The 20,857-nt window shown below is 52.7% G+C and carries 16 protein-coding genes; 7 read left to right on the forward strand and 9 right to left on the reverse strand.

Annotated elements, in window-relative coordinates; translation table 11 throughout:
• Positions 1-130: 130 nt before the first annotated feature.
• Complete coding sequence (locus tag QMP16_RS13375; RefSeq protein ID WP_282152783.1) at positions 131-1,084, reverse strand: SDR family oxidoreductase; 954 nt, start codon at positions 1,082-1,084, stop codon at positions 131-133.
• Between the two features lie 168 nt (positions 1,085-1,252).
• Between QMP16_RS13375 and QMP16_RS13380 the strand changes: the two genes are divergently transcribed.
• Positions 1,253-2,146: an AraC family transcriptional regulator gene (locus QMP16_RS13380; RefSeq protein ID WP_282152784.1), complete on the forward strand. Its 894-nt coding sequence runs from the start codon at positions 1,253-1,255 to the stop codon at positions 2,144-2,146.
• 155 nt (positions 2,147-2,301) lie between these two features.
• On the opposite strand, the gene QMP16_RS13385 is transcribed toward QMP16_RS13380, so the two are convergent.
• Together QMP16_RS13385 and QMP16_RS13390 are read right to left on the reverse strand one after the other, a co-directional pair.
• Positions 2,302-3,072 carry a lysophospholipid acyltransferase family protein gene (locus QMP16_RS13385; protein ID WP_282152785.1) on the reverse strand — a complete coding sequence of 257 codons (771 nt, stop codon included), beginning with the start codon at positions 3,070-3,072 and terminating at the stop codon, positions 2,302-2,304.
• A gap of 389 nt (positions 3,073-3,461) precedes the next feature.
• A complete protein-coding gene (locus QMP16_RS13390) occupies positions 3,462-3,686 on the reverse strand; it encodes a hypothetical protein (RefSeq protein WP_282152786.1) in 225 nt (74 codons plus the stop codon).
• Positions 3,687-3,789: 103 nt separating this feature from the next.
• Between QMP16_RS13390 and QMP16_RS13395 the strand changes: the two genes are divergently transcribed.
• A complete protein-coding gene (locus QMP16_RS13395; RefSeq protein WP_282152787.1) occupies positions 3,790-4,668 on the forward strand; it encodes a LysR substrate-binding domain-containing protein in 879 nt (292 codons plus the stop codon).
• 198 nt (positions 4,669-4,866) lie between these two features.
• On the forward strand, positions 4,867-5,478 hold the full coding sequence (locus tag QMP16_RS13400) for a GNAT family N-acetyltransferase (protein ID WP_282152788.1): 612 nt from the start codon (positions 4,867-4,869) through the stop codon (positions 5,476-5,478).
• 444 nt (positions 5,479-5,922) lie between these two features.
• Here QMP16_RS13400 and QMP16_RS13405 read toward each other — a convergent pair whose 3' ends face one another.
• Positions 5,923-6,492 (reverse strand): EamA family transporter, encoded by a 570-nt coding sequence (locus tag QMP16_RS13405; RefSeq protein ID WP_282152789.1) that lies wholly within the window; start codon positions 6,490-6,492, stop codon positions 5,923-5,925.
• A 122-nt stretch (positions 6,493-6,614) separates the two neighbouring features.
• Between QMP16_RS13405 and QMP16_RS13410 the strand changes: the two genes are divergently transcribed.
• On the forward strand, positions 6,615-7,583 hold the full coding sequence (locus QMP16_RS13410) for a hypothetical protein (protein ID WP_282152790.1): 969 nt from the start codon (positions 6,615-6,617) through the stop codon (positions 7,581-7,583).
• Between the two features lie 362 nt (positions 7,584-7,945).
• On the opposite strand, the gene QMP16_RS13415 is transcribed toward QMP16_RS13410, so the two are convergent.
• The 3 genes from QMP16_RS13415 to gntH form a co-directional block, all read right to left on the reverse strand.
• Positions 7,946-9,193 carry a HupE/UreJ family protein gene (locus QMP16_RS13415; RefSeq protein ID WP_282152791.1) on the reverse strand — a complete coding sequence of 416 codons (1,248 nt, stop codon included), beginning with the start codon at positions 9,191-9,193 and terminating at the stop codon, positions 7,946-7,948.
• Complete coding sequence (locus tag QMP16_RS13420; RefSeq protein WP_282152792.1) at positions 9,190-10,950, reverse strand: hypothetical protein; 1,761 nt, start codon at positions 10,948-10,950, stop codon at positions 9,190-9,192. The genes QMP16_RS13415 and QMP16_RS13420 overlap by 4 nt, the downstream gene beginning before the upstream one ends.
• A 127-nt stretch (positions 10,951-11,077) precedes the next feature.
• Positions 11,078-12,406 (reverse strand): guanitoxin biosynthesis MBL fold metallo-hydrolase GntH, encoded by a 1,329-nt coding sequence (gene gntH, locus QMP16_RS13425; RefSeq protein ID WP_282152793.1) that lies wholly within the window; start codon positions 12,404-12,406, stop codon positions 11,078-11,080.
• Positions 12,407-12,617: 211 nt separating this feature from the next.
• Here gntH and QMP16_RS13430 point away from each other — a divergent pair, with 211 nt between their 5' ends.
• Complete coding sequence (locus tag QMP16_RS13430; protein WP_282152794.1) at positions 12,618-13,925, forward strand: tetratricopeptide repeat protein; 1,308 nt, start codon at positions 12,618-12,620, stop codon at positions 13,923-13,925.
• Between the two features lie 969 nt (positions 13,926-14,894).
• Here the strand turns inward: QMP16_RS13430 and QMP16_RS13435 are convergent.
• Positions 14,895-15,590 carry an alpha/beta fold hydrolase gene (locus QMP16_RS13435; protein WP_282152795.1) on the reverse strand — a complete coding sequence of 232 codons (696 nt, stop codon included), beginning with the start codon at positions 15,588-15,590 and terminating at the stop codon, positions 14,895-14,897.
• 228 nt (positions 15,591-15,818) lie between these two features.
• Here QMP16_RS13435 and QMP16_RS13440 point away from each other — a divergent pair, with 228 nt between their 5' ends.
• Together QMP16_RS13440 and QMP16_RS13445 are read left to right on the forward strand one after the other, a co-directional pair.
• A complete protein-coding gene (locus QMP16_RS13440) occupies positions 15,819-17,444 on the forward strand; it encodes a L,D-transpeptidase family protein (RefSeq protein WP_282152796.1) in 1,626 nt (541 codons plus the stop codon).
• Between the two features lie 112 nt (positions 17,445-17,556).
• Entirely contained in the window at positions 17,557-20,301 is a 2,745-nt protein-coding gene (locus tag QMP16_RS13445) for an AsmA-like C-terminal region-containing protein (protein ID WP_282152797.1), read from the forward strand.
• Between the two features lie 11 nt (positions 20,302-20,312).
• Here QMP16_RS13445 and QMP16_RS13450 read toward each other — a convergent pair whose 3' ends face one another.
• The gene (locus QMP16_RS13450) at positions 20,313-20,789 is read right to left on the reverse strand and encodes a hypothetical protein (RefSeq protein WP_282152798.1); all 477 of its coding nucleotides are present in this window, start codon (positions 20,787-20,789) and stop codon (positions 20,313-20,315) included.
• Positions 20,790-20,857 lie beyond the last annotated feature (68 nt).

Genomic DNA, 20,857 nt, shown 5'->3' on the forward strand with positions numbered 1-20,857 from the left:
GTCCGCACAGCAGTAATTGATGTAATACGCAGCGAAGGACTGCTTAGAGCCCATTTTTCCGGATGCTGCGCGGCGCACGGATGTCAGCTTTGGTGGCGGAACACTGCCGCAAGTGACACAACCCACCAACTCAGACCTCCCAGCTGAAGCCAGTCGCATTTTCGGACAGGTTCCACAGCTTAACCATGACATCCTTAACATATGCATGCGGATTCAATGTGCCCCTGCCAACCGGGCCAACGGCTTCAAGGCGGCCCGTTGGTCCGTAGAGCGCGCGTTGTTCGGTCAAATTCTTTTCGGCGGCGCACATGACTTCGGGATAGGACCCTTGCTCGGCGGTCTGAACCATCGGTGTTTTGGTCATGAGCCACCAGATGAACCGCATCGTCCGGCTGCCACTTGTGCTGATCAGTGACGTTGCCGACGAGCCGGGATGGCAGACGTAGACTTCGACCTCGGTGCGCCCTGCGGCGGCAAGCCTGTCCTGTAATTCATAAGCGAACATCATTTGCGCCAACTTGCTTTGTGAGTAGGCGGTATTCGGCCCATAACCCTCTTCCCAGTTCATGTCGTCGAACTTGATCGTCTTCAGACCCATATTGTAACCGAGACTGGCGACAACGACGATCCGACCTTTCGAAGCTTCGATCCGCTCAAACAGAAGACCACAGAGTAGGAAGTGGCCGTAATGGTTGGTGCCGAGCTGGCTCTCGAACCCATCCTCTGTCAGCTTGCGGGTTGGCACCTGCGCGATGGCAGCATTGCAGATGAGCGCATCGATCCGGGGAACGGAATTCAGAACCTCGTCCGCAGCTTCGCGTACGTTTGCCAGCGAGGCCAGATCCATGCGAATGAAGCTCACTTCTGCCTTGCTGCCGAACTCACTTTTCAGGTCCGCAACAGCTGCCTGAGACTTCTCAACCGAGCGGTTCAACATCACGACCTTGGCGTTCTTTTTTAGGAGCGTCCGCGCGGCCTGGAACCCGGCACCGGCGTTGGCACCCGTGATGAGGTAGGTCTTGCCGGAGAGGTCGCCGAGGCGCTCGGGCATCCAGCCTTTGGGTCCGAATGTGGTATCTGGCATCTTTTGTCTCCTATCTGCGTTGGCGCGGGGACCGAGTGAATTGTGTTTCGGCTTGGAAATGCAGATAGCTCTCACCAGAATGCAGAAACAGGCGAGATCATCGCAAATACTTGCCCGATTGTATCAAGGTAGTTGCCTGCATCGATCTGGAGCCTTTACATCTCTCTCATGAGCAAGGATCAGATCAAGCAAATCATCGCAGACCGAACCGAAACGGACGGCTTGACCGAGACGGGCATCAAGGGTGTACGGCTGTTTCGCGCCACGCGTTCAATACCCTGTGATCCAGCCGTTTACGAGCCCTGCATCGTGGCCATCGTGAGTGGGGTGAAGGAAGCCGTACTGGATGGCCGAAGATACGAATACGACAACAGTCAATATCTCTGCTGCCCAATGTCGATGCCGGTCAAGGCGGGGACGCCGTTGGCCTCGCATGACCACCCACTCTACGGAGTCATGATCACTCTTGAGCAACGCGCTATGACCGAGCTGGTGATGGAGATGGAAAATGCCGGGGGCGTTTTGCCTTCGGTCAAAGGAGAACTGCGGGAGCCAGGAATTAGGTTTGCACGATGGGACGATGGATTCACTGAAGCGCTGCTGCGGCTACTGCAGCTCGGAAACAGCGAGACGGATACGGCGGTTCTCGGCGAGGCGCGATTGCGTGAGATGCTCTATTCGATCCTGAAGGGAGGAGCTGGCACCTTCGCCCGTCGGGCATTCGGTGCAGGTAACGCCATTGCGCGGTCAATTTCGCATGTGTCCTCTCACCTGGATACGCCAATCTCGATTGACGATATGGCAAGCCGAGCGGGCATGAGCCGGGCAGTCTTCCATCGCAAATTCAAGCAGGTCACGTCGATGGCACCAATTCAGTTCGTTAAGTCGATGCGCCTCAACAACGCCGCCATGAAGATCGCGGGTGGGATGCCTGTCAACGAAGCCGCAATGGACGTTGGCTATGTCAGCTCGTCTCAATTCAGTCGCGAGTTCAAGCGAATGTATGGACAATCTCCCAAGCAATGGGGTGACGCACAGAAACTACTGGTCAGAGTTGCTTAAAGCTGACTTTCGTGAGGAGAGCAGACCTCGGAGCCACCGCAACGAAATGGGGCTTTGTCCGCAAAGCAGACTTTGAGCAGATTTCACTGAATGACCCCACCGAGCCCAAAGCGGCCATTTGTGCAACCCTTCTGCATATTTCTGTCAAACAGACTTCACCGCTCAAACACAGCCATCATCTGCCGGCGCAATCGCGCCAGATCCTCATCCACACTAGCGGCAGGATCGCACGCGAATGTTGGCAATGCCTCCACACGGATCGTCCCGCTGCGAGGTAAATGTTTGCCGCGTGGAAGTAGACTATCGCTGTCGTGGATGACAATTGGGGTGATCGTGCGACCGGTTTCTCGGGCGACTAAGACAGCACCCGCTTTAAAATCCCCTAGCGATTCTGTTTTGGCTCGGGTGCCTTCTGGGAATAGTACGATGGAACAGCGGGCAGGCATTTCCCTGACAGCCTTTATCAGCGTATCCATGGCCGTTGAGCCGGAGTCTCGGTTGATAGGGACCAGACCCGCTCCATCAAAACCAGTGCGCAGGAGTTTGCTGTTCCAGAACTCTGACTTCGCCGCGAAAGTGAACCATTTGGTGTCGGGCACCACGTGCATGAGACTGAAGCCATCGAGATGGCTACGGTGGTTGACCACGATGATGCTGTTGGTGTCGGCGGCGAGGGCATTCTTTTCCTCAGGACGCATCTCAACGCGGATGCTGAGGAGCCACAGCAGGCGTGAACATGACCGTTTCACCAGGCGCCAATACCAACCCCGAAACCCTCTGTGCCGAACGCAAAGAAGAGGGGCAAAGGCCACGAAGAGGAAATAAAACAGGCCGATAAGAACCAGTATAGCGCGCTTGATAAGGCGTATTGGCAATGGGTCAATGGCGCGAGTAGCGCGGTCTTGACCGTCAGGTGAAAGGGGCATGACGTCCTCTGATAGGGCCTGTGGCAGGTGCGTAAGCCATGAATAGAAGCCACCGGAGGTCCTCCGGCAGCGCTTTGACATGCGCCACTTGAGAAGTAAGACAGCCACCGCACACCTCTCTATCTGTCGAAGTCGATGCCAGATCAATGAGAAAAGACGACATAGGGGAATGTATCTTGATGCTTCAGTGTGACTTGAGTACCAACTGACCGGCCTTGGCTTAGTAAATCGGCAAACCGTCAGATGACCGGATTGAGCTCCGCAGCGGGATTCATTTGCAAGCCATGCTAAGATACCGCCAATCCAGTCGCACTCCACGTAATCGCAATTCAGTTCCGCGAAGTTTTTGTGCTGAGAACATGGAGCAGGCGTTCATAGTCCGTGAGGGTTCAGCGGATCAGAGGCGCACTCATTATCTTCTTTCTCTCAATTTCCAACTCGTCGATTCCTGCATCTCTAAGCAGTCGATGCGTCAGGTGGACCGGGTCGCGACCTGTTTGTATCGACGGCTTGAGAAAGCCCAGAAGCCATCCCATCAAATCAAATCGGCCAAAGTGCTTTGGAGCTGCCTTAGTTTCGTGAATCTCAAACTCGTTTTTATCAATGGGTTTCATAGTCGCCTCCAGAAATTGTCTTTCCTCGACCATGCAACGCTGCGACCTTCGCCCTCAAACGTTGATACTTGACACCTATTGTTCCAAAAAGTCACAAAGGGTCGTGCCGAGACTTTTACCCCCCCTAAACGCATTGCGCGCCTTTGAAGCGGCGGGTCGATTGGGCAGTTTCACCAAGGCCGCCGCAGAGTTGGGCGTCTCCCATTCCGCCATTTCCCGACATGTAAGAGGGCTGGAGGCGCGTCTGAACGTTAATCTCTTCCGCACCCGGAACAGCGGTGTTGCACTGACCGATCAAGGTCGAACATACCTGACTGAGATTACTCCGGCCTTTGACCGGATCGCTCTGGCTACGGAGGTACTTTCGGTTCCTCCCAAAGGCACCGTTACGCTGACTACAGAAACCACAGTTGCCCAGAAATGGCTAATCCCTCGGCTTGCAAGTCTTAAGACCCGTCACCCCGAAATTGATCTGAAACTGTCCGTAACTACTAAAGTCATGGATATTGAGGCCCATGATTTCGACATTGGGGTGAGATATTTGAGAACCGGATCGGTTGATGGATACCATCTGCTGTTTCAATCTGAAGTTCGGGCTTATGCGGCACCCGGTTTTGCGCCGATTTCAGATGGCAAGTTGGATATCGAGGCGCTTGCTCGCGGCCCTTTGATTGAAGAAGCTACGTTCAGCCTGTGGACTGATTGGTTCAAGCGGGCCGGACTTAATGAGGTCCCTGATCTCAAATTGCCCCATCCACTTGGCGCATTATTGGCAATCCAATCGGCAGTCGCCGGTCTAGGAGCAGTGCTGATGGACAAGAATTTATGTGGACCTGAACTTCAATCGGGCGTTTTGGTTGAACTCGCGGACATCGAAATCCCATTCGGCGGGTATTACCTGGCAGTCAACAATCGCGCCGGGCGCCGCAAAGCCGTTCGCGCCGTCTGCCAATGGCTGATCGATGAATGCGCAAGTAATTGAGGAAACGAAAGGCTGAAAGCCCGTGCTATTGATTTATCGCAATTCGCAAAAGATTGAGACGATCCCGTCGACTGCTACTACTTTGTCCCTGTTCAAACACAATCATCAAGCGCCAAAAGCTAACATTGTGCCAGGTATTTACGCCACTGGTTTTAAGAGATTTGCCGAATGACTAGTTCAGAGATCGTAGTTCGACGAATGTCAGAAACAGACAATGATGCAATGTCTAAACTGCTTGGTGATGTTTTTAGCAGGCGTGATCCTCCCGCCGTTTCAACTAAGTTCTCGCTTGAAAAGCTCGAAAAGATCGCCGAACTATTTGGATCAAAATCAGCAAAGGAGGGTTTGTCGTCTGTTGCTCTCGATGAAGCTTCTGGTGAAATAGTAGGCGCAGTTCTGGCACATGACTTCGGTCAACCGCCCCCGGATGAGATTGATGCAGTGGAATTGGACTCTGAGCCAGTCATCAAGCTAATTGAAGAGCTGGAAGGCTTTTTTTCAAAGACGCACGACATTCAGGAAGAGAGGTTTCTTCATATATTCATGATCGCCGTGCGTGATGATTTCTCAAGAAGAGGAATTGCGCAACGCTTGCTGGACTCTTGTCTCAGCCAAGCTGAAAGATCTGGCTACCGGATTGCTTTCGCCGAAGCGACAAACCGGTTTTCACAAAGCATGTTTTTGAAAGCGGGCTTCACCAGCACTCATTCGATTGACTACGAAGACTTCGAACTCAACGGGCAGCGACCTTTTCTGGACATCAAGGACGAAGGGGCTTGTGTGCTAATGCAACTCGATCTTTCGACGTAAAAACTACCCGCACCGCTCCGTCGTCATCTCGATAAGCACCCGTGCAGAGCTTGCTCACGTCAGAGCACGGCAGCACCGAGCCCAGTACTACCGCCTTGGTGATTTTGCGAGCACGGTAGATACGGTGCGCGACTTTCTACTTCTTGTGATCGCGATTGCGCCCAGCACTAAGGCACATGCCAAAGCTTGAGGTAAAGAGATTGCTTCGCCAAAGGCAAGATATCCCACAGTAAACATCGTGGGTAATTCGATGCTTCCGACGGCCGCAGTTTGGGAAGCCCCAATAACAGGTGAGCATATCGTGTAGATAAGCTGTGGCACGAAAGCGGTAACCAGACCAATACCAACAATGAAAAGCCAATTGGATTGTTCCCTTGGGAGAAGTTCTCCAACCTCAGCACCAAGGATGAGCGGTGCGAGGCCCAGTACAGACCCCAGAGAAACTTACGCGATACGTGCCAACGGCGCAATCCGTGACAACCTGTGTACCAAGACACAAATTCCGAAGCCAAACCCAAATAGGGCGGCAAGGGATAGCAGCAGCGCTGGTAGGTGTTCCGCAGCCTCTGACGCAGGCGAGCCAGCAATGACAGCTGCCACCACAATCAGACCAGCGGCCAACATGGCGCGTCTCGTGGGTGCATCGCCAAACACAGCCCAAGCAATAACTAAGGTGAACACCGGATAGGTCATGTAAAGCACACCCACTGTCGATGCGGGCAGCTTCTCCAGCGCCGTTACATATCCGATCCAACCAAGACCCATTACGGCTCCGGCGGAAAGACCCCAAGTGATCTCTCGCCATTCTTTTCGGTGCACGATGAGAACAGGAAGCAGAAGAAGAGCCGCAACAATGTAGCGGTAGAATGCGACCGCATAGGGTGCAACACCCTGTTCGGTCAGGCTGCGGCTGAAGTAGGGAACCAGCCCGAAACAGATTGAAGCAAAAAGAACACCAATAACCGCAAATGCGTAAGGGATGGGCGTTCGATTTCGCGCAGATGTCTTGGCCATAATCTGGAGCTATCATGCATTTGCATCTTCGTCTTTAGAGTTTCTACGAACGACTGCTTTGTCCGCCTTGCCGCGATCCGAACGCTTTGCAGCTAAAGTCTTGAACGAGCCCAAACTAACCGATGCTGCATGCAGCACCAATGTCCGCTTCAATCCGAGTGGATTTAGCAGCACACCCAAAGGATGATTGTCTTGCAAGGCAATATTACTTGGGCATGAAAACAAGTACATTTCGGTGTTTTTTTATGTTCGTAAAACATTCGGCTTCGATCTCAGTCTTAATTTGTGTCGTTGGTCTCATTCTCACGTTGGTTTTGTTCTTCGATCCCATTCGTGCGAATTGGATGGGCGCTGAAAACTCCAGCACTACAACTACTGCAAATACAGTTATCGAGGTCGGAGCCCAGCCAGTTGCCGGAAAAGTTGACCCGCATCTAATCGCATATGTACGTTATCGGACGAGTGGCAAAGGAACTCAGGAGTATTCATACCAGTTACGGATGCTTGAAGACTTCAAACTTGTAGGTGAAAATCCCCAGAGCCTCTGGCGCGAAACAATGCGCCCTGACTTACCCCAACACCCCGATGTTTCGCCCATCATAGGAAATTCGTGTTTAGAACCGCATCGTGGCGAAGCACTGACCAACGATAAAGACCTCGCGCTCGCTTATTCAAATTATGTGGGCTGCCGTGTTGTCGCCGAGAAACCTGATGGGTTTGATGGCGTCAATGACCAAGATGCGTCTCCAGAAGCAGTTATTGGGTTCCTCTGGGGTACACCTAATCATCAACCAGTTTCGTTATCGCGAGAACGCTGTACTGCTGAAGCACGCGTTTGGGTAACCACGATTGCGCAAACCGATGACAGGTTCATTTTATGTGTCATGGTTGTGGATGCCGCAGAAGGTGTCGTTGAGAGTTATGCCTACGAACAGTCATCCGATTACGTTTTTGCCTTGCCACAAAATGGGTCCGAGATGGCATCGCGGTGGCGGCGCAATCCGACCAAGCGGCGAGCTTCGGCACCCTGCAAACGTATCTTCAGATTCAGGATTGGATCAAAAACGATAGTGGCCGAGAACATGCATTAAAGGAATCTGGTCCAAGCATCTTGACTGCGGTCTCAGAAACGCGACCGTCGCAAGATTTTAGCTTTGTCGAAGGCACCATCTCAGATCAGATGATCACTGACGATTGAAGTTCGAAGACCAAACGAGTTTCGGACTTGGACAGGCAACATGGCGGCTCGCAAAGCAGCAAGCTGGCTTCGTAAACCATTGTGTAATTCGGAACATGGCGCGGCTCTAGTAGCGTACCAGCAGAATGTAACGAGCTTCCGCGTTACTTTTGTAAAACCGGACCAGTCTCTGCTAAGGGAAACATGGTTAGAAGCCCGAAATAGATCGCAAGAATGAACAGCATGTCAAACCTCAGAGTTGTCGCCAATGGTGCATCACAGGAAGAACTCTGCCCGCTCGACAACCCAGACCATCGCGACAAGGCTCGCGCATAACGCCACAGCAGTGCGTGAACCGGTCCAGATGCGACCGGGTTGCTTACGAAGGAGCAGCACCAGCGGCCAGACCAGTAGCACGATCATCAACTGTCCAGCCTCTACGCCGACATTGAAGGCCAGCAGGCTGTGCCAGACATTTGGCGCATCGACGCGCAGGATCTGATGCAACATGAAGGAAAAGCCAAACCCGTGCAGCAATCCGATGCCCGAGGTGATGGCAAAGGCTTTCAGATCACGGTGTTCCCGTTCAGGCGGTCGGACGGCCAGTACGGCGGCGTAGATGATCGACAGAGCAATCGCCAGTTCGACCGTCGGGATGAACCACGCACCGCTTGGAGCAAAGCCGAAAAAACCGAGGATCAATGTGACCGTGTGGCCAAGCGTGAAACCAGTTACCCGTGCCAGAAGGCTGTGCAGGTTTAGCGCTCCGATGATCATGCACAACACGAACAGCACATGATCTGGGCCTTCCAGTATGTGGCGGATGCCCTCGACAAAAAAAGTCGATGCCGCCGCTCTTGCAGACCCTGACACATTAACCGGTTCGTGCATCAAGCCCGTGGCGCGGTAGGTGCGGACCTCGTTGTTGTTAAAATCGAGGATCAGGTTCGCAGTGTCCTCTTGCCCCGGTAGACCGGGATTAGTGGAATAGAACAGGCTGTAAACACTGACTGGCCCGATGGCGTAGCGAAGATGCAAGTCGATCATAACGTCACCGACATAGGTCTCACCCATCTCGGGAAACACAGTGCCATCGGCCATTGCGGCTTGTGCCTCTGCAAGGGTGGCAAATCCCGGTTCCAACCCCAATGGATGGAGGGCTATGGCCACTACTGATGGCTTCTGGGCCTGGTCCTCTACGTAAAGATTGAGGCCACCGGTTGTCAGTTCCGCCAATCCGCCCGGATCACTGTGCAGAGCGTTTTGATCCAAATAGTGCATCAACACGCCGGCTTCGATCTGATTGTAGGTGTAGGGCGCGGGGCTTGGTAAACCGTCTGCACCTTCAGGTCCGACCAATTCGGCTACCACAAAGGGCATCGGCACACGCAGATAAACGTCCAGACCTTCTTCTGAATGCAAAACGTGGTGTACTCGTACGTTCTGATTCAGCTTGAAGTGAGCCAGTGCGGGCTGACCGAGAAAGCTGATGAAGGCTGCAAAATAAATAAAAATACGTCTCATGAGTTACCTCCTTCAGGCAAGGGCTGACGGTTCAGCTGCGCTTCGAGAATTGTTAGGCCTGACAAAGACCACGCGCCTTCTGAAAGCTCGACATTCAGCAATGCGCGATACGACACGGTGCGACGATGCAAGTGGCCCCAATGACCGCCACTGACCGTGGCGTTCCAGCGGGCCAATACCTGATTGCTGCCATCTGCGTTGTTGGAATCGACGTTTTCCACCACCAGCCCTTCAGTGGCTTCGATTTGAGCGGAGGCACCAGATGGCAAGGACACAGACAGCCCGCGCCGGATTTCTGCCCCAACGTCATTTAAAGCCTCTGCGGTAACAAAGGCATTAAGAGCTTCCGACATCTGGGGGCTTTGCGTTTCCAATCGCGCAGTTGCGAGGTTTGATACAATCTTCTCGGCAACCTCGGCTGCTGCATCAGTCTTGGCCAGCGTATCGGTTGGCAGGGTTATCTCGACCGTCGCCGTTCTTAAAGCGGTGGCGGCAAGACAGATTGAAACGGCGCCCACGGCCCAGCCCTGCCACTGACCCGAGCGGTTTCGCCAGGCAAATGCCACAAGAGACACCGCAAAGATAACAAGTCCAAGTGATAAGACTGGCACCGATATAGAGCGAGAAGTGGCTACGATCACCGGCTGAGTTCTGGGATCACTCCAGTTTTGAATATAGTTTTTCCATGAAATATCGGGCACATCTCGAGTCACCTGTCCAGGCACAGCCCCGGCGGGGTCCGAGATTTGAACGGGAATGGTTTCCGTTTCTTCGGTAAACAAGTCCCATTTCAATGAAAACTCTTTGGGCAATCCATCGCGGGGATAGGACAAAACTATGCCAAGCAGGGCAGTATCCCGGTTTGTTTTCGGTGGGCTTTCAAGGACTTTCAAACCTTCTACACCAACGGACAATTGCTCGACTTTTGCAGTGCCAGGAAGCAGAATCTGACCGTCAATTGTTAGTGGATTGCTGCTCGAAAACAGGTCGATGGCCTGTTGCTGGACCCTGGCCATCGCAGCGGTATCAAGGACTGTCATGTCCCCAAGATTTAGGTCAATCCAGGCTTCTAAATCGCGCAGTCGAAAGATCACCTCGTGTCGAACTTCTCGCGGTTCAACAGACACGAAGGACATGAGCGCTGATTTGTGGTGCCTGGTCAGGTTCGGGTTCTCAAACCGACTGTACCAGGGGTCGTTCCAGTTGGGATAAAACACCTCAGACCGGGAAAGATATCGATAGTCTGTGACGGCCACACCAAGGTGATCGAAGATCACCCCGATTGCCGCGGTTGGAATTCCGTCAGATGTGAGGGGCGGCTTGAATTCAATTTCCGTTGGTCGGTCAGTAAAAGGATAGTCAAGGACGACGGAAACGACCTGCGCTGATCGTTCGTCATTTGAAGGCAGGCCGTAGCTTGGCCTGAACGCTGTCACCCTCGGTTTTCTGGGGCGCACTTCAAGCTGATAGGTTTCGGGTAGAAGGGCAGTGCCATCTGCATGAACTTCAAACGCCTTGCCTGTTCTTTCGGTCAGGCTGCTGACCAGGTTTTCACCTTCGGCAGGTTTCGCCAGAAAGCCGTGAACATCATCAAGGTCGATCTCCAACGCGACCCGGACTCGGTCTTCCAGAACAGAAATTTCGGCGAAGTTAGCAGCAGTTTCCGCACCATTCGCTGGCAGCAAGTCGGCTTGCGTTGGTATCGGGCGCAAGAGTAAAAAGACGGCAAGAATGATCAAAGGTTTAAAAGGCATCATGAGAGAACACTCCTTTGCAGGCCCTGTTCTGTGCTTCCTGATCCAAACCCGAGGTTTAGCCTGAAAAAAGAAGCACAGAGGCCGGTGCCGGATGGCATGCCAAAAGGCACCGGGTTGTTTTCAGGACTTATTTGGGTTCAGACTTCTCCGGGTATGGAAACTCTTGCCCCATAGCTTCGCTGGCCTCCTCGTAGATCGGGCGCAAGACATCCTCGACATCCCAGACCCCACTGGCGACAAAGTCACTGAAATCGAGGGTTTCCACCCCGAGCTGTTCCGCCATCGCAGTTTTGTCTTCTACTTTTGGCGCCTCTGCGGGGGCCGCCAATGGCGGTGCCCAGGTCCGTTCTTCGGTTGCAGCCATGCGCACGACGATGTCGTCCTTAGTCACGTTCCAGACCATGAAATCTTCGGACATGCTGAGGGGGCCGTCATAGGTGGACCGTATACGCTCATACACGCCATTGACGGTGTCAAAGTCATTGAAGAAATGGTACGCGACTGCCATGCGTGGCTTGATCTCACTCATGACCTTGCCGAACGCCTCTGGTGCAGTGTGAACCTGTGTGCCCACCTGCAATGCTGACTCCGGTGTGAACTTCATTTTACTGACCAGTTCGGGCACAGCAATAAAGCACTCATGGATGACCAGGTCGGCGTCCTTGGAATATTCGACGAACCATTTGTTGGGGTAGGTGTCCGAGCTGAAGACGAACTTCAAATCATTCCACTCCAGCGCATAACTGACCGAGCCATCAATGGAATGGATCGCGGGAAATGTGCGAATGACAACGCCGTTTGCCTCGTAGATCGGTTCATTCTCAAGCTTGTAATCGAATTCGGTCACATCCATAACATAGCCGCGGAAATCCACGTTTCCGGCCCGGCCTGCCAAGTCCCACGACAGCATTTCCTGCATGCGGTCCAAGGCATAGGCCGTGCCAAGCTCCGGCACTGCGCCGCTGGGTCCCCATACCCGAAGAGGAACATTGCGTCCCATCAAAGCACCACCGATGAACAGGTCATGCAGCGCACCGAAATGATCGGTGTGCAAATGCCCGATGAACACTTTGTCGAGGTAGTTGTAGGGGATTTGCAGCGACGAAATCCGCTCGGCTGATCCCGAACCGATATCGAACAGAAACTTGTCGCCGTTTCCAAGCTCGACCAGAAAACAGGCCGCAGCTTGTGCTGCTCGGGTGGTTGGCATCCCGGTACCGCAGGCAATCACCCGCATTTCGTCAGGTTTCAGGTCCTCACTGTTTGGGTAATATGTATCTCTCTCTCTCGCCTTGACCGGGGACACTTCTGGCGTTTCCTGAGCCAAGGCCATCGAAGGGCCGAAGGTATAACTTAGGATCTTCAGCCCTCCGTTCGGGGCGGCCAGCCAGAACCCAAACGTCAACCCGGCCACCAGATAGGCTGAGTACTTCAATAGTCGTTTTCGTCTATTCATGATTTACACTCCCTTGCAAAACTCGGAGACGCCTCCGGAAATTCGAAGAGGCCGTCACCGACGGGACATCGGTTGCGATGCAGGGTTAGTGTTCCTCAGGATTTTCAATTGAGTAACGGACTCACTGTGACACAGGGGTGACTCACGCAGGTCAGAAGTGCATTATAATATCTGAATACGATTGGTGTAACCTTGAAATTAAAGGGTAAAAATGCCTTCAGACATTAAGGACATCGACAAGAGCAATGCTTTGGAGGCGGTGTGCAAAAGTGAGTTGTTTTCTCACTTGGATCGGCTTTGTGTTTTTTTGAAGTACATCGTGACCGAAGAATTGGAAGGCCGCGGTGAGCTCATTATGGGCAAAACAATCGCTCAGGATGTTTATGATCGCGATCCGACTGAAGAAGGAGATGCAAACAATGTTGTCAGGGTGGATGCGCGGCGTCTGAGGCAAAATCTTGAACACTACTATGACACGGCGGGAACCGCCGATCCCGTCCGAATATTCGTGGACACCGGGGGTTACAGACCAAGGTTTGAACGGGTCGAAGTTGCCGCATCCAGGCAAGAAAGTTCCCGTCGCGCGTTCGGTTGGGCTGGCCTGTCTTTCGTCACGGGAACCGCTATCGGCATCGCCGTTGCTACCATCACTATCGAGAACAATCCGTCTGATACCGGCCAAACCCGAGCCGAGTTTCCAATACAAGACACGCTAAAGCGTCAGGCCGTCATCGAACAATCGGCGTCTTCATTGCAGGCCATGAATCTGGCCAATCAGGCAAGAAGCATGATGTTTCCCATATTTGATGCGCCGCGCCAACAGTTGGTGGCTGAAGTTTTCCGCAGGGTCATCGAACTTGGCCCCGATTACCATGGTGGCTATGCTGGTGCGGCTCAGGCGCTCGGAAATCTGGCAATCCTAACCCCGCCAGGCCCGGAAAAAAATGCACTGCTCGACGAAGCAGTGACCATGGCTGATCGAGCACGCCGCCTTGCTCCGACAGATCCATGGGCCCAGTCAGCTCAGGCTTGGGTTAAATTTGCTAACAGAGAATTTGATGAGGCCATGAGAATCTCAACACGAGCCGCGACACTTGCACCAGATGATGAGCATGTGTTGGACATACATGGCTCAATCGCGCTGTTCTCAGGCCATTTTGCCGAAGCTGCAAGCTCTGCGGCCAAAGCCATGAACGGAGGACGAAGCAACCAGCGATTTGCCAATCGAAACATTTTTGGTGCTGCGAATTTCCACTTGGAAAATTACGAGAAATCTCTGGAGTCCTTTTCGGCGGCCGCAGAGTACGGAGACCCGATCAGCGCCCCGTCCTTCGCCTATCAAACAGCCGCATTGTATGAGTTGGGTAATACCAAAGAAGCCGCTCGAAAATACGCCGAGTTAAGGAAATCTTGGCCTGATGCCGACGTTGAAAAGATGCTGGTTGGAATTTTTAGCGATCCATCACATGTTGAGAAAGTCATGAGAAGCATGAGAAGCCTGGATAACAGTTCGGACTGATTTCACGCCTAGAAGTAACATTTAAGCGCTTCTGAAAGTTGTAAGTCAGGCAGTGATCGTGCGCCAGGCCCTGCTTATTTATGCTGTGACGCGAGCCTTTCGGCAATTGGTAGAAGATCCTGAAAGTCAGGTTTGTTGGATGCGTTTTGATCCGAAGAGGTAAATGGCTCGACTTTGCAAAGTCAGCTTTCTGCGCGTCGCAGACCTTCGCGAGAATCCAAGGTTCCTTAGGGAGGCTCTTTGCGGGATTGAGCAACACAAAGGGCCATAACCGCAACGACTATGCCAAAAACTGATTGAATTCATCGCTAAGGCAGACAATTGCGCAGCGCAAAACTATGGGCGAACCAAGCAAACTTATGGGGTGTGCGAAGTCTTATGCGCAAACCTACAAAATCTGTAGGTGTGCTCATAACGCTGCGCGCGCAACACTGATTACATTCAGAAAATTACGGAGTCTGCGCCCATAACCTTGCGCGAGATTTGCGCATAAGTTTGCATTTTTTGCCCATAAGTTTGCGCGGCGCGTAGAATTCGTTCAATATATAGTAGTCCTCGCATAACTCAATCGACTTTCGACGCTCATCCACAATCAAGAGTGCACTCTGGCCGGAAAAATTCAACCCTAGTCAGTGGGAAACAGTTCTAAGGCAATTGTGAGAGACTAGTTGGCCAAGATAACGTCGAGCGCCTTGTCTGAGCCGATCTTATTTTCCTAGCTAGTACCGCATACTCATTATCGAGCATCCGAAAGTGACGGCGCCGAGATCGGTTCCCTGCCATTGAAGCTGAAGCTTCGGTTTGAGATCAATGCCAACTGATCAGTCGAGACGCGGATTCACTTGCGGCGCTGCGGCGCATCTCGCCCAAAGCGCTGGTTGAAGTAGGACAATCGGGATGGAAGCAATAACTATTCTTACGCGGGCGATTTCGCTGTCCGCGCGCTCGTGCAGGATCCGGCGGCCAAATTCAAATCGCGGACATTAGCATTCGGGCCAACTCGTCAGGCCTATCGATCATCACGTAGTGCCCGAATGGCACCGAAATCGCTGTCCACCCCGACTGATGCTGGTATCGCTCAAAAAACGGTTGGCCAAGCCCTGGGACCCAGCCGGTGGCATAGATGTAGGTCCGCTTTGACAGCTCGGCTCCGCCGCTCACCAGTTGCGTCGGTTGCTCAAATGTCTTGAGTGGTTGCGCGACATTTCGGCGGTCCACCCACGCACAATCTGCTCCATTCACCGAAAAAGCCTCCGCTGGGCCCGGCGCGACTTTACCATCGACGGCACTGTCACGAAGCCCTGCCGCGATATCCGCAGGCAAAACATCCAAGGCCGCCTGCCCATCGCCCGGTACGAGAGCATCGAGGTATACAAGTGAGCGAATGTGGTCGGGCGCTCTATCCGCCACTCCGGTGACAACCATGCCGCCATAGCTATGACCGCACAAAACAATGTCAGAGAGTTCTTCGCACTTGATTACCCCGAGAACATCTTCGATATGCATGGCCAGATCGGTTTCGTCACTCACGAGGTGCGCACGTTCACCCACCCCTGTCAGTGTCGGGGTGAAAACGTCGTGGCCGTCCCTACGCAGAAGGGCGGCTACGCGAGCCCAGCACCATCCCCCTTGCCACGCTCCATGGACCAATACAAATGTCGCCATAACCCGCCCAACTCCGTCGATACTGCAATGACAGTAGATTCAACAGGGCCGCCTCGTCCACAGCATCGTTTGGACGTTCAGCGTCAATCCCCTGCATATACACACAGCACTCGAACCCTCCAATCAAATGGCCATACTAAAATCATAAATTACGATTTGATTATACATTATGTATGAGTATCCTCCCACATAGAGACAGCATATAGCGCGAAACCGCAGGAGGTATTGGTGGGTCACGTTAAGTCGTTAGTCGCGATTTCGCTAACTGCATTGGTAACAATATTCCCCAACCCAAGTGTCGCAAACGAGATATCAGAGCAGATTGCTTCTCTACTCGGTGCCAAGTTGGACGTGAGTAGCACGCTACCTGACAGAAAGAGCTTGGATGCTGAAATCCTAGTGCCGCGTTTCTACGAAGAGAGGGACTTTACTCCTGCGTGGACACGCGATGAATTGTCAGACGAACTCTTTGATGAGTTGGATAGTGCAATAGAACAGGGTTTCAGACCAGAAGACTTTGACTTAGCGGAGCTTCAAGCCGCATTTAAGGCCGCCCAAAGTGGGGATGTCCTTAATCAAGCATTGTTCGATATTCTAGCAACTGACGCTGCTGTGAAACTGGTTCATCATTTGGTGTTTGGGAAAGTCGACCCAAATGCACTGGACGACGATTGGAACTTCTCAAAACCGGTAATTCAACAAGACCCAGCCGTTGCCCTGAATCAGTTTCTTCAGGGTGAAGGTTTTAGCGCGTTAATCGAACGCATCGATATCGACAATGCGCAGTATACGATGCTTGTCGAAGCACTGAGTAAGTATAGGGCCATTGCTTTGCAGGGCGGTTGGACCAATGTTTCGGATGAAACCGTTCTTAAACCAGAGATGGTGGACCCTGCTGTCGCTGAGCTGCGCGTAAGGCTGGCGGCAGAAGGCTACGTTGAAACAAGCAGTTCTTCTGAAGATGGCGAAAACGGCATAAACACAGCTTGGGTTTACGACGATAACTTGGTGAAATTAGTCAAATCTTTTCAGAGTCGGCATGGATTAGAAGCCGATGGGGTCATTGGCGGTAAGACGTTCGCATCGCTAAACAAACCGGTGGAAGATCGCATTAACAAGCTGCGTCTCAGCTTGGAACGTGGCCGCTGGCTTATGCGGGAAGTCGACGACGAATTCGTGCTGGTGAACATTGCAGGGGCCCGCACATATTTGGTCACATCGGATGGCACGCTTTGGACCACTAGATCAATCACAGGGTCAGCCTATCGAAAGACCCCAGTGTTCCGAGACGAAATCAAGTACATGGAATTCAATCCCACCTGGACCGTTCCCGCCTCTATTTTTCGTAAAGACAAACTTTCGCGCATCCGCAGCGATCCAGCCTATCTGACACGCAACAACTATGTCGTACGGAACAAGGATGGACAGACAATCCCCGCAAACGCTGTAAACTGGGGGGCGAAGAACCCCGGCGTGACCCTGGTTCAGCAACCGGGCCCGGACAATGCGCTGGGTTTGGTTAAGTTCATGTTTCCAAACAAATACGCTGTATACTTGCACGACACAAACGACAAAACCCTTTTTGACCGAAACGAGAGAAATCTCAGTTCCGGCTGCGTTCGCCTTGAGTATCCGTTCGAGTTCGCGAGCCTTCTGATGGAGGGAGAGCCAGATTGGAGCCGACAGAAGATGCAGTCCATTTTGGATAGCGGAAAGACGACGCGCGTTGATCTACCTGAGCCAATGCCAGTTCTTTTGACATACTGGACAGCGTGGGTCGAAGACGGGGTCGTTCATTTCCGCGAGGACCCATACGAACGGGATGCCCGTATCCTGGCGGCTTTGGACCGATGAGCACGAAATGCGCGGCGCGCGCGAACCGAATTATGTGCCCATCTAGTCCAGCAGATTGGCGAACGCCGAATTGAAGATAGACAAAACGGCGTAGGCGACGACAGGGGGATGCATGAGGACTTGGCTGTTTAGAACAATTGGGATTGTCGTACTACTTGTGTTTGCAACAATCACACTTGTTTGGTTGCTACTTGCTGCGCCGCTATTCTCGGAGATGCGACGTGACCTGGTCGAAAAAGTCCTTTCTGAACAAATCGGACAACCGATTGTGGTCAACGACGATGTAAGTGTCGCGCTTGGACGCATTACCCGCATTTACGTCGGTGGTGTGGTTATCCCGAGCCAAACAATGCCGGAAACATCTCTTGCAGAATTGAACCTTCTGGAACTGGAATTGGATGTCGCTGCTTTGGCCAATCGACGTCTGCACTTTGACAACCTCGTCGTTGACGGTCTCCAGGCGAATTTCCTTACAGCCGCTGACGGCACTACAAGTTGGCGAAAAGGCCGACCGACGCCAAAACCTGAACCCGAAAACGCCACGGAAGAGGACAATCAAGAGGCTATAGCTGAGACAGGCGGGTCCGATGAGGGCGACCCAGAAGGTAGCGGGATCCTCTCATTCCTGAGCGACAAGAATGTAACTTTCACATCCATTGGGTTGAACATTGATGATCAATCCTCTGGCTTTTCGTTCGTGTTTGACCTCCAGTCTCTCGCTCTGGAACAGGTAGACAAAGGGCAAAGAACAAAGGTATCGGGGACCGGCTTCGTCAACGGTCAAAGTTTCGAAATCGAGGGTGACTATCCTCATGGCGCACCGTTTACGACGCGCGCCAATTTTGGCGAAATGACGGTGAGCTATGACGGCGAACCGTTTTCGGAAAACGAGGGAGGCGGCTATCGTGCTGTCTTGCAGATGGACACTGGTGAATTCGGTGACTTTCTTGAAGTCATTGGGCTGGAGCGAGTTCTGGAAGGGAATGGCCAGCTGCAAGCAGAGCTTGTTTCTCAGGATGCTCTGAAAATCGAGACCTTTACGACCACCGTAAACCTTGAGGACGGACAGCAACTTACTGCTGAAGGATCGATAGAAGACCTCTACACAGCTCGGGGCGTTGATCTGTTATTCGACGCGCGGCTATATCCTGAGGGGCAGCCGCCGAACGCAGCAAAGAGTTTCCAGGAGCTGAAGTTCACAGCCTTTGAAATGCACATGGTGGGATCCCTTGCGTCTTTCGAGTTCGAGAAGCTTCTGTTCCAAACTAACGCATTTGACCAAGGCCTGGACGTGATCGGGCCAGCCTCTATTGAACGCATTCGCCGCATGCCCGATGGTCGACTTGCGATGCTGGGCATCGCCTTACAGGCTGGACCCGTCGAGGACCCAATTCTAAAGGCCGACGGCGAAATTCTCGACCTGCTTCAGCTTCAGGACGTGACCTTCGATGGCACACTCAACGGGCCGGCCAAGTTGATTTTGCCAAATATGGATGAAGATTTTGTCAATCAGCTCGGTGGCATAAATGCCGACTTCAGCTTGTCCAATGAAGGAGGGCCTGTTTCGCTCAACAGGTTTAATGCAACCACCTATGGCACAGATCTTTGGGCGCTTGACCTCGCGCTATCGGTCAGCGAACTGAAAGGACTGTCAGGCCTTGATTTTGACGTGGAACTAGATGTCAGCGACGGAGCTAGTTTTCTGACTGCGCTCAAGTTGCAATCTGTCGAGATCGGCGCACTTGCCGTCGATGCAGAGACGTCGAAGCAGGGCGAGGACTTCACTGCCTCAATCGAGTTTGAAGCCGGTTCGTCACACCTTCTGGCCGCTTTGGATGCAAAATTTCCCGATGGCGCTTCTGTAATTCGCGGAAACGTTGCGAGTAAAAGGCTCGATTTAAACGATCTAAAAAACCTGACCGCCACGCTGGACCAGCTTAAAAGCTTGGTAGGCGACGCTTCAAAAGATCCTGAAACCGACGTACAGCCCTTGGTTCTACCGAAGGAAACCAACGTACAACCCTTGGTTTTACCAAAGGAGAAAGGAAAGCCAGCCGATCTTCTGGATGTGCAGCGCGTACTGAGAGAGGCTGACGTCGAGGTACAAATCGACTTTAAGGAGATTGTTGGCCAACAAGGCGTAACTTCTGTTTCCAGCCAATTGTCTGCAAAAGAAGGGACCGTAGATTTTGGCCCGCTCCAATTGGCATATGGCGGTGGAAACTTCAGCCTACGGGCAGTGATGGATTTGATTGACTCACCTGATTGGCTCTCCTTGTCGGGGTCAACCTCAGGATGGGAATTCGGAGAGATTCTCGATGAACTGGGTATCGGGATAGATGCATATGGGCGATTGAGTGGTGAGTTCAACGTTTCAGGCAGTACCGCGTCTGGCAATGCGTTTGTGAATTCCATGCGCGGCAATGCTTCTTTGTCGATGTCGCAAGGCTATGTCAGCACCAGCCTTCTGGAGTTGGCAGGGCTTGGTGTTTTCCCTTGGCTGTTTTCAGAGGAACTCCGTCAAGGTTACACGGACATAACATGCGTTGTGGCACCAATTAACATCGAAGCCGGCCGGGTAAGCTCAGACTCCATCGTGGTTGAAACGGGTTCTGTTCAATTGGTGGCCAAGGGCCAAGTGGATTGGGTCAAAGATACTATTGCGATCAGGGCAGAACCTCGTCGAGTTGGCAATCCGTTATCCCGTAGCGCGTGGCCGTTTGACGTGACTGGCCAACTTTCGTCACCGAAGTTCAAGTTGGATGTGGGTGGATCCAGAAACAAGGCTCCGGAAGGTGCTGATGCGATGCCAGCAGATAGGCAACCTTGCGTGCCAGACATCAATCAACTGAAATAGCCGGTCACGACCTAGTTCTTTAGTGGTTCAGGCTGTTCTGCCTGGCATGCCAAAACGGCCTCGATGGCTTTTGAGGACCCACTTAGATCAAGTTCTACTTCGGCTCCACTTTCACCAATTATCGTGACGCTTTGGCGCTTGCCGAATTCGGTTACAAACGCAGGGTTGTCGAAAAAGGCGTAACCCCCGGGGACGCCATTTTTAAAAACACCTACGGCTTCGCCTTCAAACTTTGCGTCACCAAAATCGAAGTTCACGATACCGGTTGATCCGTCCTCAATCTGAAGCCAGGCCGGATTGTAGGCGGCAAAGAAACCGCCAGCCTGATTGGGTGCGACACCAATTTCAACTGTCATGTCGTCTTCGAAGGGCTTCCACGCGAGGCAGCCGTTTCCTTTCTCGAGGTCGATCAAAATTGTCCAGTCGCCAGACTCACCCCACCGCTCCATACCAGCGGCAAGAGCGCCACTCGCGAGAAGCGTTACCATTGCAGTAAATGCCCAATTGATCATCTGGAACCTCAAAACGTCCTGAAAACTATTTCATTAATCCTACC

The organism is Ruegeria atlantica (assembly GCF_947495585.1).
Taxonomy (GTDB): Bacteria; Pseudomonadota; Alphaproteobacteria; order Rhodobacterales; family Rhodobacteraceae; genus Ruegeria; species Ruegeria atlantica_G.